Here is a 14,702-nt window from a genome sequence, read left to right as displayed (position 1 = left end):
AAGCGCAGGTCAGCACATGTGGTGCGATACGTCACGCGCGTTACTCGACGACGTGTCGTCCCTCCGGTCGCGCGCTGCACGAGGCCCGGAACGCGCAGTGCGCGCAGTGCTGGCCGGCCGTGGGCGTGAACCGTTCGTCGAGGACCTTGCCCGCGGCCGTGGCCAGCAGTTCACCGGCCCACTCCCCCTCCAGTGGCTTCTGGGCCTGCACCTTGGGCACGGTCTCGCCGCCGTCCCGTTGGGCGGCACCCTGGCGCAGTTGGACGAGTTCGGCGCCGCCCGGTTCGGGGCGCACTCCGTCGAAGGCCTCGTCGACGGCGCCCTCGCGGACCGCGAGCTGGTAGACGGCGAGTTGGGGGTGGCGCTCCACCTCGCGGGCGGTGGGCGTCTGCTTGCCGGTCTTGAAGTCGACTACGTAGGCGCGTCCTTCACCGTCCGCCTCGACGCGGTCCATGGAGCCGCGGATGCGTACTTCGTAGTCGCCCGCTTCGAGGGTGACGTCGAAGTCGTGCTCACTGGCGACGGGCGTACGGCCGGTGCGGATGCCGTTGGAGTCGACGTGCCACTTCAGGAAGCGTTCGAGCGCCACGCGCGCGTTGTCCTTCTCCTGTGCCGACTTCCAGGGGGCGTCGAAGGCGAGCGCGTTCCACACGGTGTCGAGGCGCTCCATGAGGGCGGCGAGGTCGGCCGGGGTGCGTCCGGAGGCGACCTCGTCGGCGAGGACGTGCACCACGTTCCCGAAGCCCTGGGCGGCGGTCGCGGGCGCGTCCGCCTTCACCTCACGGCCCAGGAACCATTGCAGGGCGCAGGTGTTGGCGAGCTGGTCGAGGGCGCTCCCGGAGAGCACGACGGGCTGGTCGCGGTCGCGCAGCGGCACCTTGCTCTCGGTCGGGTCGTACATCCCCCACCAGCGGTACGGGTGCGCGGACGGGACCAGGGCGCGGCCCTCCTCGTCGGTGAGCGCGGCCAGCCGGGCCAGCCGGCGCGCGGCGGCCGCCCTGAGGGTCTCGGACACGCTCGGGTCGACGGTCGTGGCGCGCAGCTCGGCGACGAGTGCGGCGACCGACAGCGGGCGGCGCGGGCGGCCGGTGACGTCCTTGGGCTCGACGCCGACTTCGGTGAGGAAGCGGGACGGCTGGTCGCCGTCGTCCGCGGGGGCCTTCACCGCGGTGACGACGAGACGTTCACGCGCGCGTGTGGCGGCGACGTAGAACAGGCGGCGTTCCTCGGCGAGCAGGGCCCCCGGGGTGAGTGGTTCGGCGAGTCCGTCGCGGCCGATGCGGTCGGCCTCCAGGAGAGAGCCGCGTCGGCGCAGGTCCGGCCACAGGCCCTCCTGGACGCCGGCCACGACGACCAGGCGCCACTCCAGGCCCTTGGAGCGGTGCGCGGTCATCAGGCGTACGGCGTCGGGGCGTACGGCACGCCGGGTGAGCGTGTCGGCGGCGATGTCCTCGGCGTCGATCTCCTCCAGGAAGTTGAGGGCGCCCCGGCCTCCGGTGCGCTCCTCCGCGCGGGCCGCGGTCGCGAACAGCGCGCAGACGGCGTCCAGATCGCGGTCCGCGTTGCGCCCGGCCGCGCCGCCGCGCAGTGCGGCCCGCTCCAGGCGCCCGGGCCACGGCGTGCCCTGCCAGAGGTCCCACAGCGCCTCCTCGGCCGTACCGCCGCCCGCCAGGCGCTCGCGTGCCTTGCGCAGCAGCGCGCCCAGGCGCTGGGCTCCCCGCGCGTACGTCGGGTCGTGCGCGACCAGCCGCTCCGGCTCGGCGAGCGCCCGCGTGAGCAGCTCGTCCGAGGGCGGCGGCACGGGGTTGCCCCCGGCCCGCTCCTCCTCGCGCAGCGCCCGGCCCAGGCGGCGCAGGTCGGCGGCGTCCATGGCAGCAAGGGGGGAGGCAAGCAGGGTGAGGGCGGTTTCGGTGTCGAGCCAGGAGGAGGCAGCGGCGGGCTCTTCGGCTTCCGGTCCGGCTTCCGCTGCGGCCTGTTCGTCGTCTACGTCGTCGGCCTCCTCCGGGGCCCGTACGGCTTCGGTGTCGTCCTCGGGCCGGGCAGTTGCCTCCGCTGCCGCCACCGCGCGCAATGCCGTCAGCAGGGGTGCCACCGCGGGCTCGTGGCGCAGGGGCAGGTCGTCGCCGTCAATGTCGAGGGGGACGCCGGCCACCGTGAGGGCGCGGCGGATCGTGGGGATCGTCCGGGAGCCGGCGCGCACCAGGACGGCCATGTCGTTCCAGGGGACGCCGTCCTCCAGGTGCGCCCTGCGAAGGATGTCGGCGATGTTGTCCAGCTCCGTGCCGGAGGTCGGGTACGTGTACACCTCGACGCGGCCGCCGTCCCGTACCGGGGACAGCGCGCGGTGGGCGCGCACCTTCTGGGCCGGGAGCCTGGTCAGGGGCATGCGCTGGGTCAGCAGGCGGGTGGCTTCCAGCAGGGCGGCGCCGGAGCGGCGGGAGGTCCGGAGCACCTCTACGGGGGCCGGGCCGCCTCCCGCGCGCGGGAAGGCGTCCGGGAAGTCCAGGATGCCGTTCACGTCGGCGCCCCGGAACGTGTAGATCGACTGGTCGGGGTCGCCGAAGGCAACGAGGGTGCGGCCGCCGCCGGCGAGGGCCTGCAGCAGCCGTACCTGGGCCGGATCGGTGTCCTGGTACTCGTCCACGAACACCGCGTCGTACTGCGCGGCGAGCCGCTCGGCGACCTCGGGGCGGTGGGCGAGGAGCACCGCGCGGTGGACCAGTTCCGCGTAGTCGAGCACTCCTTGGAGGTCGAGTACGTCGAGGTACTCGGCGAGGAAGGCGGCGGCGGCACGCCAGTCGGGGCGGCCGATGCGGCGGGCGAAGGCGTCCAGGGCGTGCGGGCCCAGGCCCAGTTCGCGGCTGCGGGCGAGGACCGCGCGGACCTCGTCGGCGAAGCCGCGGGTGGTGAGGCAGGCCCGCAGTTCGTCCGGCCAGCGCACATGCGCGAGACCGAGCCGCTCCAGGTCGGGCTGGCCGGCGAGCAGTTCGCGGACGGCGACGTCCTGTTCGGGGCCGGACAGCAGCCGTAGGGGCTCGACGAACAGGTCGGTGTCCTGGTGGGCGCGGACCAGGGCGTAGCAGAACGAGTGGAAGGTGGTCGCGCGGGGCGCGCGGGCGGCGCCGATGCGCAGCGCCATGCGGTCGCGCAGTTCGACAGCGGCCTTGCGGCTGAACGTCAGCACGAGGATCCGCGCGGGGTCACCTCCCCGGGCGATCCGGGCCGCGACGGACTCCACAAGGGTGGTGGTCTTGCCGGTGCCGGGACCTGCGAGGACGAGCAGCGGACCGGTCTCGTGGTCAACCACCGAGCGCTGTGGCGCGTCCAGACGAGGGGGAGCCGGCCGGGTCGGCGGGGTACGCACCAGTCGGTAAGCGCCACGGCTCCCCTGTCGCACCTGGGGGTGCGACAGGCGCCTGGTGGAGGAAGAGGAGCTCACGTGGTTCGCCGGTCCTGGTGGGTGTGCTGGTTGCCCGACCACCGCGCGTGGAGGGCGGTGGCCGCGGGATGAGGGGGACAGGTGCAGCCGACGCTACGCCGACGGGTCGTGGGGAAGCAGGGCTTCCGCTTCATCCCTCACGGCTCGCACGACCCTCGCGTCCCTCGCCCCTCGAACGTACGGCATGCCACGGACGTGCCGGGTTTCCCCCGTACGGGCCACAGGTCGCCCCGGGGCGCGTCCGATGGCGGAAGCTGTCAGGTGTGACCGTCCGCGCGCTCGCCGCCGTCCCATCGCGCCCGTTTCATGTCGACGCGTGGCAGGTGGCCCTCGGCGGCTCTGCTCGCCTCCTTCAGAGGAGTGCCCTCCGCGCGGTAGCTGTCGAGCGCCTCCAGTTCGTGGCCCGGGAGCAGCGTGCCGTCCGCGCGGACGACCCGCCACCACGGAACGACTCCCCCGTAGAGGGCCATCACACGGCCGACCTGGCGCGGCCCGCCCTCCTCCAGCCATTCCGCGACGTCCCCGTACGTCATGACGCGCCCGGGCGGAATCCGGTCGGCCACGTCGAGGACGCGCTCGGCGTACTCGGGCAGCGCGTCCGCGTGCCCCGCGCGGGCGTCGTCGTACTCGGGACCGTCACCGTGCTCGCGGCCGGTGCCGTCCGGAAGGCTCTCCTCGCTCATCCGCCCCATCCTGCCGCACCCCACCGACAATGCGACGCGCTGGCGACTGTGCGTATCCCTCGCCCCGGAGCGGCGCGTGGGGCAGACTGTGCGCCCCCGCATTTGCACCCTGATGCCCCCGTGTGTCGGTGGGGCATGCCACCATCGTGCGGGCGGTGACCGGTGATACGAGATCAAGAAGAGACGATGAAGCAGCAGGGTGTGCATCCCGAGGACGCGGAGGGCACCTCTGACGCTGCGTCGCGCCCGGACACCGCCGACGAGACCGAGCAGGACCCCGCGAAGGAGCCCGCAGAGGCACCCGCGCCCGTCTCTCCGCCCGGCCTCGAGGACTGCGACGACACGCACGCCGAAGAGGTCGAGGGCGACGAACCGCTGCTCCCCGCGCGCGTGCACCGCCCTTCCGATCTCATGCGCCTCCTGGTGGGCTTTCTCGCGATCGTCGTACTGCTCGCGATCGCCGCGTTCGCGCACGGCACGACCTCGGGGCTCGAACAGGACATCAACAAGGGCACCGGGCAGGCGCCCGACCTGCTGATCAAGATCGCGGGGCTGGCGTCCAGCATCGCCATCCTGCTGGTGCCGGTCGCCTTCGCGATCGAGCGGCTGATCAAGCGCGACGGACTGCGCATCGCCGACGGCGTGCTCGCCGCCGTCCTCGCGCACGGAGTGACACTCGCCACGGACCTGTGGGTCGCCAAGGCCGCCCCGGGCTCCATCCAGGAGGCGCTCACCCAGCCCTCCCCCGGCGACATCCACGCCCTCACCGACCCGGTGCACGGCTATCTGGCGCCCGTCATCGCCTACATGACGGCGGTAGGCATGTCCCGGAGGCCGCGCTGGCGTTCCGTGCTGTGGATCGTGCTGCTGCTCGACGCCTTCTCGATGCTGGTCACCGGGTACACGACTCCGTTCTCGATCATCCTGACGGTGCTGATCGGCTGGACCGTCGCCTACGGGACGCTGTACGCGGTGGGCTCGCCGAACGTCCGTCCCACCGGCCGGACGCTGATGGCGGGTCTGCGGACGGTCGGCTTCCACCCTGTGGGCGCGGCCCGCGAGGAGGCCGTCGACACGGAGAACGGCGACCGCGGCCGGCGCTATTTCGTGACCCTGGAGGACGGTCCGCCGCTGGACGTCACCGTGGTCGACCGCGAACAGCAGGCCCAGGGCTTCTTCTACCGTGCGTGGCGCAATCTGACGCTGCGCGGCTTCGCGACCCGCAGCAGCCTCCAGTCGCTGCGCCAGGCGCTCGAGCAGGAGGCCCTGCTGGCGTACGCGGCGATCGCGGCCGGGGCCAACGCCCCGAAGCTGATCGCGACCTCGGAACTCGGCCCCGACGCCGTGATGCTCGTCTACGAGCACACCGGTGGGCGCACGCTGGACTCGCTCGCGGACGAGGAGATCACCGACGAGCTGCTGCGCAACACCTGGCACCAGGTGCAGGCACTGCAGTCGCGGCGTATCGCCCACCGCAGGCTCGCCGGTGACGCGATTCTGGTGGATCGTTCCGGCACCGTGATCCTGACCGACCTGCGGGGCGGCGAGATCGCCGCCCGTGAGCTGCTGCTGCGCATGGACGTCGCCCAGTTGGTGACGACGATCGGCCTGCGGGTGGGCGCCGAGCGCGCGGTGGCCTCGGCGGTCGGTGTCCTGGGCCCCGACGCGGTGGCCGACTGTCTGCCGATGCTCCAGCCCATCGCGTTGACGCGCTCCACGCGCGCGACGCTGCGACGGCTCTCCAGGGAGCGCGCCCAGCGGGAGCGCGACGCGATCCTCGAGGCGTCCCGGCAGACCAGGCTGGCCCGCGCGGAGGAGGCTTCGGAGGGCTCGACGCCCGTTCTCGAGAAGCCCGACAAGAAGGCCGTACGAGCGGAGCAGCGGGCCGAGAAGCGGGCCATCGACGAGGCGTTGGACGAGGCGCGCGAGGAGGATCTGCTCACCCAGATCCGGCATCAGGTGCTGCTGATCAGACCCCAGGCGCACGTCGAGCCGGCCCGTCTGGAGCGGGTGCGGCCGCGCACGCTGATCAGTTTCATCGCGGGCGCGATCGGCGCGTACTTCCTGCTGACGCAGCTCACGCACATCGAGTTCGGTCCGCTCGTCGCCAACGCCCAGTGGGGCTGGGTGGCAGCGGCCGTGCTGTTCTCGGCGCTGAGCTACTTCGCGGCGGCTATGGCCCTCCTGGGGTTCGTGCCGGAGCGGGTGCCGTTCCTGCGGGCCGTGGCGGCGCAGGTCGCCGGGTCGTTCGTGAAGATCGTGGCCCCGGCCGCGGTCGGCGGTGTCGCCCTGAACACGCGCTTCCTGCAGCGTGCCGGGGTACGGCCCGGGCTCGCGGTGGCGAGTGTCGGCGCGTCGCAGCTGTTCGGTCTCGGCTGCCACATCCTGATGCTGCTGTCGTTCGGCTATCTCACCGGCACCGAGAAGACGCCGTCGCTGTCACCGTCCAGGACGGTCATCGCCGGTCTGTTGACGGTGGCGGTGCTCGTGCTCGTGGTGACCTCGGTGCCGTTCCTGCGGAAGTTCCTCGTCACGCGCGTGCGGTCGCTTTTCGCGGGCGTCATCCCGCGCATGCTCGACGTGCTGCAGCGGCCGCAGAAGCTGGTCACCGGCATCGGCGGCATGCTGCTGCTGACGGCCTGCTTCGTGATGTGCCTGGACGCGTCGATCCGGGCGTTCGGCGACGATTCGACGTCGCTCAGCCTGGCCAGCGTCGCCGTCGTCTTCCTCGCGGGCAACGCGCTCGGTTCCGCGGCCCCGACCCCGGGCGGTGTGGGCGCGGTCGAGGCGAGCCTGACCCTCGGTCTGATCGCCGTCGGCCTCCCCAAGGAGGTGGCCGCTCCGGCGGTGCTGCTGTACCGGCTGCTGACGCTGTGGATCCCGGTGCTGCCGGGCTGGCTGTTCTTCAACCACCTGTCCCGCAAGGGCTCCCTGTAGCGCACGAGCACGTACACGCCGTAGGGCACGCACGCGTGCGTACCTCGTACGGCCCGCGCCCCGAGCGCACCGCCGGGTACGACCCCAGGATGGGACCATGCCGAACCCCTCCCGGCTGCGTGCCGCTGCCCTGACCGCCACCGTCGTCCTGTTGTCCGTCACGTTGGCGGGCTGCGGCGGCGACTCCAAGGACGAGGATCCGACGGCCCAGAAGCTGACTTGGAAGGACTGTCCGGCCCCGTCCGAGTCGGAGGGCGGCGGCACCGCGCCGTCGCCTCTGCCGAACGGCACCAAGTGGCAGTGCGCCACCATGAAGGCGCCGCTCGACTGGAGCAGGCCCAAGGGCGACACGATCGGGCTCGCCCTGGTACGCGCGAAGGCCAGCGGCGCCGCGAGCAAGCGGATCGGCTCGCTCGTCTTCAACTTCGGTGGCCCCGGCGGCTCTGGCGTCACCACGCTGCCCGCGTTCGGCGAGGACTACGCGGCCCTGCGCACCCGCTACGACCTGGTGAGCTTCGACCCGCGCGGAGTGGGCCGCAGCGCCGGCATCCAGTGCGAGAGCGACTCCCAGCTCGACCAGTACTTCCAGCAGGACGCGACCCCGGACGACGCCGCCGAGCGCACCAAGCTCCTGTCCAACACCAAGCAGTTCAACGCGGCCTGCGAGAAGCACTCCAAGAAGACGCTCCCCCAGGTGCGCACCACCGACGCGGCCCGCGACATGGACCTGATGCGCCAGGTCCTCGGCGACGACAAGCTGTACTACTTCGGCATCTCCTACGGCACCGAACTCGGCGGTGTCTACGCCCACTTGTTCCCCAAGCACGTGGGGCGTGCCGTCTTCGACGCGGTCGTCGATCCCACGCAGAACTCCGAACAGGGCTCCCTGGGGCAGGCCAAGGGCTTCCAGCTCGCGCTCGACAACTTCGCCGACGACTGCACGTCGAAGACCACGGACTGTCCGCTCGGCGACACCGCACAGGACGTCAAGGACCGCATCGCCAAGCTGCTCAAGGACCTCGACGGCAAGCCGATCCCGGGTATCTTCCCCCGCCAGTTGACCCAGACCGCGGCGACCAACGGCATCGCGCAGGCGCTGTACTCCAAGGACTTCTGGGAGTACCTCACCGAGGGCCTCGAACAGGCCTACAGCGGTGACGGCAAGGTGCTCATGGCGCTGTCCGACTCGATGAACGGGCGCAGCGAGAACGGCGAGTACAGCAACATCACCGCGGCGAACGTCGCCATCAACTGCGCCGACGACAAGCCCCGTTACACCGCCGACTACGTCGAGCGGAAGCTGCCGGAGTTCCGGGCCGCCTCTCCCCTGTTCGGCGACTTCCTGGCCTGGGGCATGGTCAGTTGCACCGACTGGGCCGTGCCGGGGGCGGCCGACCATCCCGATGTGAGCGCGGCCGGTTCGGCGCCGATCCTCGTCGTGGGCAACACCGGCGACCCGGCCACGCCGTACGAGGGGGCCCGGAAGATGGTCGACGCGCTGGGCAAGGGCATCGCGGTCGAGCTGACGTACAAGGGTCAGGGGCACGGGGCGTACGACAGCAAGAACAAATGCGTGCAGAGCGCGGTGAACGGCTATCTGCTGAACGGGAAGGTCCCGGCGGCCGGCACCGTCTGCTCCTGAGCCCACCCCTGAAATCTGAATAAAACCGCAGGTCAAAAGGTTATCCACAGGCCGTCACGGGCTCGGCTCGCGCCGCCTACTATGGCCTGACCGCCATCCGCGGCGTGACGCGGACGGCCTGCGAGGGGGGAACGCACATGGCGCGATTCGTACGGTGGACGGCCCTGATGGCCGCCGCCGCACTGCTGACGGCCGGCTGTAGCGGCGGCTCGTCCGACGACGGCAAGGACGGCGCGGGCGCGGGGGACGCCAAGCCGTCCGCAGCCGACTCGTCCGCTACGTCCACCACGGCCGCGCTGCCCGCGTCGCTGACCGCGCAGAAGCTCGACTGGGGGCGCTGCAAGGCCACCGCCGACTCGGCCGCGCCGAGCAGCGACTGGCAGTGCGCGACGCTCAAGGTGCCGCTGGACTGGGCGAAGCCGGACGGCTCCACGATCGGGCTCGCCCTGATCCGCTCCAAGTCGACGGGCGGCGACCGCATCGGCTCGCTGCTGTTCAACTTCGGCGGCCCCGGCGGCTCGGGCGTGGACTACATGCCGGCGTACGCCACCACGGTGTCCGCACTGCACGAGCGCTACGACCTGGTGAGCTGGGACCCGCGCGGGGTCGCCGCCAGCGAGGGCGTCCGCTGCCGGAGCGACAAGGCGATCCAGGCCTCCGAGGACGTGGACGCCACGCCGGACACACCGGCCGAGGAGAAGACGTACCTCCAGGACGCGACCGACTTCGGCAAGGGCTGCGAGAAGGCCGCCGGGAAGCTGATGGCGCATGTGTCGACGACCGACACCGCCCGCGACATGGACCTGATGCGCCAGGTCCTCGGCGACACGAAGATGCACTACTTCGGCATCTCCTACGGCACCGAACTCGGCGGTGTCTACGCTCACTTGTTCCCGAAGAACGTGGGGCGGCTGATCCTGGACGCGGTCGTCGACCCGAGCGCCGACTCGGTGGGCCACGCCCTGAACCAGACACGGGGCTTCCAGCGCGCACTGGACGACTACCTCAAGTCGACGGACCAGGACCCGGCACAGGGTTCGAAGAAGATCGCGGCCCTGCTGAAGCGGATCGACGCCGAGCCGTTGGCGACCTCGACCGGGCGGAAGCTGACCCAGACGCTCGCGCTGACCGGCATCGTCCTTCCGCTGTACAGCCAGGAGAGCTGGCCCACCCTGACCAGTGCCCTGAACTCGGCGGAGGAGGGTGACGGTTCGGAGCTGCTGGCGCTCGCCGACGGCTACAACGACCGTGACAGCGCGGGGCACTACGGCACGACGACCCATTCCCAACGGGTCATATCGTGCTTGGACGACAAGCAGCGGCCGACGCCCGAGCAGACGCAGAAGCTGCTGCCCGAGTTCGAGAAGATCTCCCCCGTGTTCGGCGACTTCCTGGGCTGGGACACGGCCGGGTGGTGTCACGACTGGCCGGTGGCCGGGCAGTACGACACCCCGGAGGTCAGCGCGACCGGTGCGGCGCCGATCCTGGTGGTCGGCAACACCGGGGACCCGGCGACGCCGTACGAGGGTGCTCGCAAGATGGCGGACGAGCTGGGCAAGGGCGTCGGTGTGGAGCTCACCTGGAAGGGCGAGGGGCACGGGGCGTACGGGAGTGGGAGCGACTGTGTCGACTCGACGGTGGACGCGTATCTCCTGAAGGGGACGGTGCCGAAGGACGGCAAGGTCTGCGCCTCGTAGCCGGAGCGGTTCAGGAAACGGGGGCAGCGGAAAGGGGCCCGGCACGTGTGGTGCCGAGCCCCTCCCGGGAAGGCGTGCGTCTAGTAGACGGGCTTGTCGGGCTCGATCTGGTTGACCCAGCCGATCACACCGCCGCCGACGTGGACCGCGTCCGCGAACCCGGCCGACTTGAGGACGGCGAGGACCTCCGCACTGCGGACACCCGTCTTGCAGTGCAGGACGATCTTCTTGTCCTGCGGGAGCGTCTCCAGGGCGGTGCCCATGAGGAACTCGTTCTTGGGGATCAGCTTGGCGCCGGGGATCGAGACGATCTCGTACTCGTTGACCTCGCGGACGTCGATGATCTCGATGTTCTCGCCGTCGTCGATCCACTCCTTGAGCTGCTTGGGAGTGATCGTCGAGCCGGCGGCCGCCTGCTGGGCCTCCTCGGAGACGACGCCGCAGAAGGCCTCGTAGTCGATGAGCTCGGTGACGGTCGGGTTCTCGCCGCAGACCGCGCAGTTGGGGTCCTTGCGGACCTTGACCTGGCGGTACTGCATCTCCAGGGCGTCGTAGATCATCAGGCGGCCGACGAGCGGGTCGCCGATGCCGGTGAGGACCTTGATCGCCTCGGTGACCTGGATGGAGCCGATGGACGCGCACAGCACGCCCAGGACGCCGCCCTCGGCGCAGGAGGGGACCATGCCGGGGGGCGGGGGCTCCGGGTAGAGGCAGCGGTAGCAGGGGCCGTGCTCGGACCAGAAGACCGAGGCCTGGCCGTCGAAGCGGTAGATCGAACCCCACACGTACGGCTTGTTCAGCAGCACGGCGGCGTCGTTGACCAGGTAGCGCGTCGCGAAGTTGTCCGTGCCGTCGACGATCAGGTCGTACTGGCTGAAGATGTCCATCACGTTCTCGGCCTCGAGCCGCTCTTCGTGAAGGACGACGTTCACGTACGGGTTGATGCCCAGCACGGAGTCGCGGGCCGACGCGGCCTTGGAGCGACCGATGTCGGCCTGGCTGTGGATGATCTGGCGCTGCAGGTTCGACTCGTCGACCTCGTCGAACTCCACGATGCCGAGCGTGCCCACGCCCGCCGCGGCCAGGTACATCAGCGCCGGCGAACCCAGACCGCCGGCGCCCACACAGAGCACCTTGGCGTTCTTCAGCCGCTTCTGCCCGTCCATGCCCACGTCGGGGATGATCAGGTGGCGGGAGTACCTGCGGACCTCGTCTACGGTGAGCTCGGCAGCCGGCTCGACCAGGGGTGGCAGCGACACGGGGACTCCGTTGGTCGGTCAATCACTACAGTTGTTCTCCCCGTAACAGTGCCACGCCCTTCTTCATTCCGAGACACCCGTTCCGACCCGCGAGACGATCTCGTCCCAGTACCCGGGCATCGTCTCCCAGGGGTCGGTGCGGCCGCCGTGATCGGTGCGGTCGGTGAAGTAGATGGTCGACGCGCCCTGCCAGCGCGCGATGCGCAGCGCCTCGTCGAGATGGCCGCGCGGGACGCCGTGCACGAAGTGGCAGAAGCGTTCGGGCGGGTGGTCGGCGGTCCACTCGGCGACCTGCGACCAGCGGTAGTCGCTCCAGGGGCCGGAGAAGGTCACCAACTGGTCGGCGCACTCGGCGTATCCGGGGTGCGGGTGGGTGCCGTGCCCCAGGACGACGTGGGCGCCGTCGCTGATCTCGCGGAGCGCGGTGACCGTGCGGCGGACCTCGGGGAGCGCGGCGCGTCCGGTGGGGCAGCGGTCCAGGAGGAAGCCGTCGACGCGGTACCAGTCGAGGTAGCGGTGCGCCTCGGAGATCAGGTCGCCGAAGGCGCGGGCGCCGTGGGTGGCGTCGAGGTGGCCCAGGATCCGGACGCCCGTGTTGCGGAGCCGCCCGGCCGCCTCCAGGCAGTGCGGGTCGGGGCGGGTCCCCGGGCCGGAGGAGACATTGAGGACGACCCAGTGCAAGGGGGTGCCGGGGCGGGTGAGTTCGCCCCATTCGGTGGGTGCGACGAGGGGGTGGGCGTAGCCGGGGATGCCGAAGCCGGTGCGGACGCCGGTGCTCGCGGTGCCCTGGGTCGTGCTGGTCAGATGCGGCACGCCGCCTCCATCCAGATGTCGGCGAGGGACTCTTCGAGGTTGATCCGGGGCCGCCAGCCGAGCCGGTCGCGCGCGGTGCGCACATCGGCCTGCTGCCAGCTCCCGCAGCCGTCCGGGTACGGGTACGCGACCGGGGCCGCGTGGTCGGGGTCGGTGCGGGGGTGGCCGATGGCGGCCCGCAACGGTCCGGGCGGGCCGTCGAGTTCGTGCAGCGCTCCGCCGTATCCGGCGACGCGGGCGAGGACGGCGGCGGCGTCGCGCAGTCGGACCGCGCGGCCCGAGCCGATGTTGATGACGCCCTGCGCGGCGGAGAGCGAAGCGGCGTGGACGGCACGGGCCACGTCCCGCACGTCGACGAAGTCGCGTTGCGCGCCGAGGCCGCCGAGCTTGAGTTCGCCGTCGCCGGACTGCATGGCCCGGCGCATGGCCTCGGCGAGCCGGCCGAGCGGGGACCCGGCGGGGGTGCCCGGTCCGGCGGGCGAGAAGACGCGCAGCACGACGGCGTCGAGGCCGGAGCCCAGGACCAGTTCGGTGGCGGCGAGTTTGCTGACGCCGTACGGGCCGCCGGGGCGGGGTACGGCGTCCTCGGCCGTGGAGGAACCGGGCTGGCTGGGGCCGTACTCGGCCCCGCATCCGATCTGCACGAGCCGGGCGCCGCAGCCGCTGCGGCGCGCTGCGGCGCAGGGCCTCGCAGACGGTCGCGACGGCGACGGTGTTGTGCCGGGTGAGTTCGCGGGCGCCGCCTCTGGTGGCACCCGCGCAGTTGATGACGACTCCGGGGTGGACGGCGTCCAGGAAGCGGGTGAGTGCGCCGGGGCTGCCGGACGCGAGGTCGAAGCGGACGTCCGCGTCGTCGCCGCGGCCGAGCGCGGTGAGCTGGACGGCCGGGTCGGCGAGCAGGCGGTCGGCGACGAAGCGACCGAGGTAGCCGTTGGCTCCGATCAGCAGGACCCTCATCGGACGGCTCCCGGGGCCGACTCTCCGGATCGGGAGGTGATCATCTGGTGTTCTCCTTCACAGGGTGATGCGGTTGCCTCCGGCGGTGGGGCCGGGCGCCTGCGACTGGGTGACGCGCCTGGTCGATGCAGGTCATGGCGGTGTCACCGCGGCTCGTTCGCCGGCGCGTGCGCGGAGGCTCTGGTCAGCGTGCGGGTGGTGTGGAACAGGAGGGCCAGGGCGGCTGCTCCGCAGGCCAGGGACGGGATGCCGCCCGGACCCCAGGACTCCAGGACGGCTTCGACGGGGGCGGCCAGGAAGCCGCAGCCGGGGAGCCGGCCGATGAGGTCCAGAGACAGGGCCGTCGCTTCCGTCGCGGCCGCCGCGCCGAGCGCGAGGGTCGGGGCGTGGGTGAAGCCGTGGACGGTGAGGAGGCGGGCGAGCAGCAACAGGGCACCCAGGGTGATGCCCTGGGCGTACGCGGCGGGCTCGCCCAGGGCCGCGCCGCAGAGGGCGAGGAGGGCGGTCAGCGCACCCACGAACAGGGCGAACGTGCCGAGCAGCAGCGGTCGTACGGAGTCGGCGAAGTCCTCCAGGCCGCGGCTGGTCGCGAGCTTGCGGCGGGCGCGTACGGCGAAGTGGTGGGCGCACCAGGCCGCGGGGGCGCAGGCCAGGGTGAGGGCCAGGACCGGCGCGGTGGACGTGGACCAGGCTCCGCCCGCGATGCCGGTCGGCAGGGCGTCGGGGCCGCCGTCGTCCGCGGCGCGGAGCAGTCCGTCGCCGAGGAGGGCGTAGCCCAGCAGCCAGTACGTCCACAGGCGGGTGCCCGGGGGCGTGCGCCACGCGGGCGTGCCGGGCGGGTTGCTCAGCGGGCCGCGGCGGAGGACGACGCGCACGCCTAGCGCCACGGCGAGCACACCGACGACGACCACCGTCAGCCGCGGCCGACCGTCCGTGAGCCGCACTCCGGTCACGGCCGCGGCGCCGAGGACTCCGGGCAGGAGGGCGAGTACGGCCCAGCCGGCGCGGGACGCCGGTTCCGCCACGGCGTCGGAGGGCGGGGCCGCCGCGTCGTCGCGGGGCACGCGCGCGTACATCTCCTCGGCGAGCGAGAACACGTCCCGGTGCCGGAACCGTCCGGCGGTCCGATCGGTGACACCGTGCGCCTCCAGCCCCGCCGCGATCTCCAACGGATCGACGGCCCGCTCGCACAGCTCACGGTGCCGGTGCATCAGCGCCTTCACGGGGTCGGCGGCACCGCGCCGGACCGGCGCGGTGCCGCCGACCCCGTGAAGG

General features: G+C 72.0%; 8 protein-coding genes and 1 pseudogene. 3 read left to right on the top strand and 6 right to left on the bottom strand.

Annotated elements, in window-relative coordinates; genetic code table 11:
* Nucleotides 1-40 precede the first annotated feature (40 nt).
* Nucleotides 41-3,439 (bottom strand): ATP-dependent DNA helicase, encoded by a 3,399-nt coding sequence (locus tag JHN63_RS19680; protein ID WP_200682406.1) that lies wholly within the window; start codon nt 3,437-3,439, stop codon nt 41-43.
* 257 nt (nt 3,440-3,696) lie between these two features.
* Complete coding sequence (locus tag JHN63_RS19675) at nt 3,697-4,122, bottom strand: MGMT family protein (RefSeq protein ID WP_200682405.1); 426 nt, start codon at nt 4,120-4,122, stop codon at nt 3,697-3,699.
* A gap of 186 nt (nt 4,123-4,308) precedes the next feature.
* On the opposite strand from JHN63_RS19675, the gene JHN63_RS19670 reads away from it, so the two are divergent.
* From JHN63_RS19670 to JHN63_RS19660, 3 genes are all read left to right on the top strand, one after another.
* A complete protein-coding gene (locus JHN63_RS19670) occupies nt 4,309-7,059 on the top strand; it encodes a lysylphosphatidylglycerol synthase transmembrane domain-containing protein (protein ID WP_200682404.1) in 2,751 nt (916 codons plus the stop codon).
* A 97-nt stretch (nt 7,060-7,156) separates the two neighbouring features.
* Nucleotides 7,157-8,701 (top strand): alpha/beta hydrolase, encoded by a 1,545-nt coding sequence (locus JHN63_RS19665; protein ID WP_200682403.1) that lies wholly within the window; start codon nt 7,157-7,159, stop codon nt 8,699-8,701.
* 137 nt (nt 8,702-8,838) lie between these two features.
* Nucleotides 8,839-10,398 carry an alpha/beta hydrolase gene (locus JHN63_RS19660; protein WP_200682402.1) on the top strand — a complete coding sequence of 520 codons (1,560 nt, stop codon included), beginning with the start codon at nt 8,839-8,841 and terminating at the stop codon, nt 10,396-10,398.
* An 80-nt stretch (nt 10,399-10,478) separates the two neighbouring features.
* Here the strand turns inward: JHN63_RS19660 and moeZ are convergent, their stop codons facing one another.
* The 4 genes and pseudogenes from moeZ to JHN63_RS19640 all read right to left on the bottom strand — a co-directional run.
* Complete coding sequence (gene moeZ, locus JHN63_RS19655) at nt 10,479-11,657, bottom strand: adenylyltransferase/sulfurtransferase MoeZ (RefSeq protein WP_200682401.1); 1,179 nt, start codon at nt 11,655-11,657, stop codon at nt 10,479-10,481.
* Nucleotides 11,658-11,720: 63 nt separating this feature from the next.
* Nucleotides 11,721-12,470 carry a spherulation-specific family 4 protein gene (locus tag JHN63_RS19650; protein ID WP_200682400.1) on the bottom strand — a complete coding sequence of 250 codons (750 nt, stop codon included), beginning with the start codon at nt 12,468-12,470 and terminating at the stop codon, nt 11,721-11,723.
* Nucleotides 12,458-13,427 (bottom strand): annotated as a pseudogene (locus tag JHN63_RS19645) (NAD-dependent epimerase/dehydratase family protein). Before JHN63_RS19645 ends, JHN63_RS19650 begins: the two are co-directional and overlap by 13 nt.
* A gap of 143 nt (nt 13,428-13,570) precedes the next feature.
* On the bottom strand, nt 13,571-14,702 hold a 1,132-nt coding region (locus JHN63_RS19640; protein WP_234477388.1), incomplete at its 5' end, for a hypothetical protein.

Source organism: Streptomyces sp. MBT65 (assembly GCF_016612545.1).
In the GTDB taxonomy this organism is placed as follows: Bacteria; Actinomycetota; Actinomycetes; order Streptomycetales; family Streptomycetaceae; genus Streptomyces.
This window is presented reverse-complemented; position numbering and strand designations above follow the sequence as displayed.

What these genes read in the sequence shown, in the direction of transcription:
- JHN63_RS19675 (WP_200682405.1), bottom strand. Translation starts at nt 4,122, where the DNA reads ATGAGCGAGGAGAGCCTTCCGGACGGCACCGGCCGCGAGCACGGTGAC.
- JHN63_RS19670 (WP_200682404.1), top strand. Translation starts at nt 4,309, where the DNA reads ATGAAGCAGCAGGGTGTGCATCCCGAGGACGCGGAGGGCACCTCTGAC.
- JHN63_RS19665 (WP_200682403.1), top strand. Translation starts at nt 7,157, where the DNA reads ATGCCGAACCCCTCCCGGCTGCGTGCCGCTGCCCTGACCGCCACCGTC.
- JHN63_RS19660 (WP_200682402.1), top strand. Translation starts at nt 8,839, where the DNA reads ATGGCGCGATTCGTACGGTGGACGGCCCTGATGGCCGCCGCCGCACTG.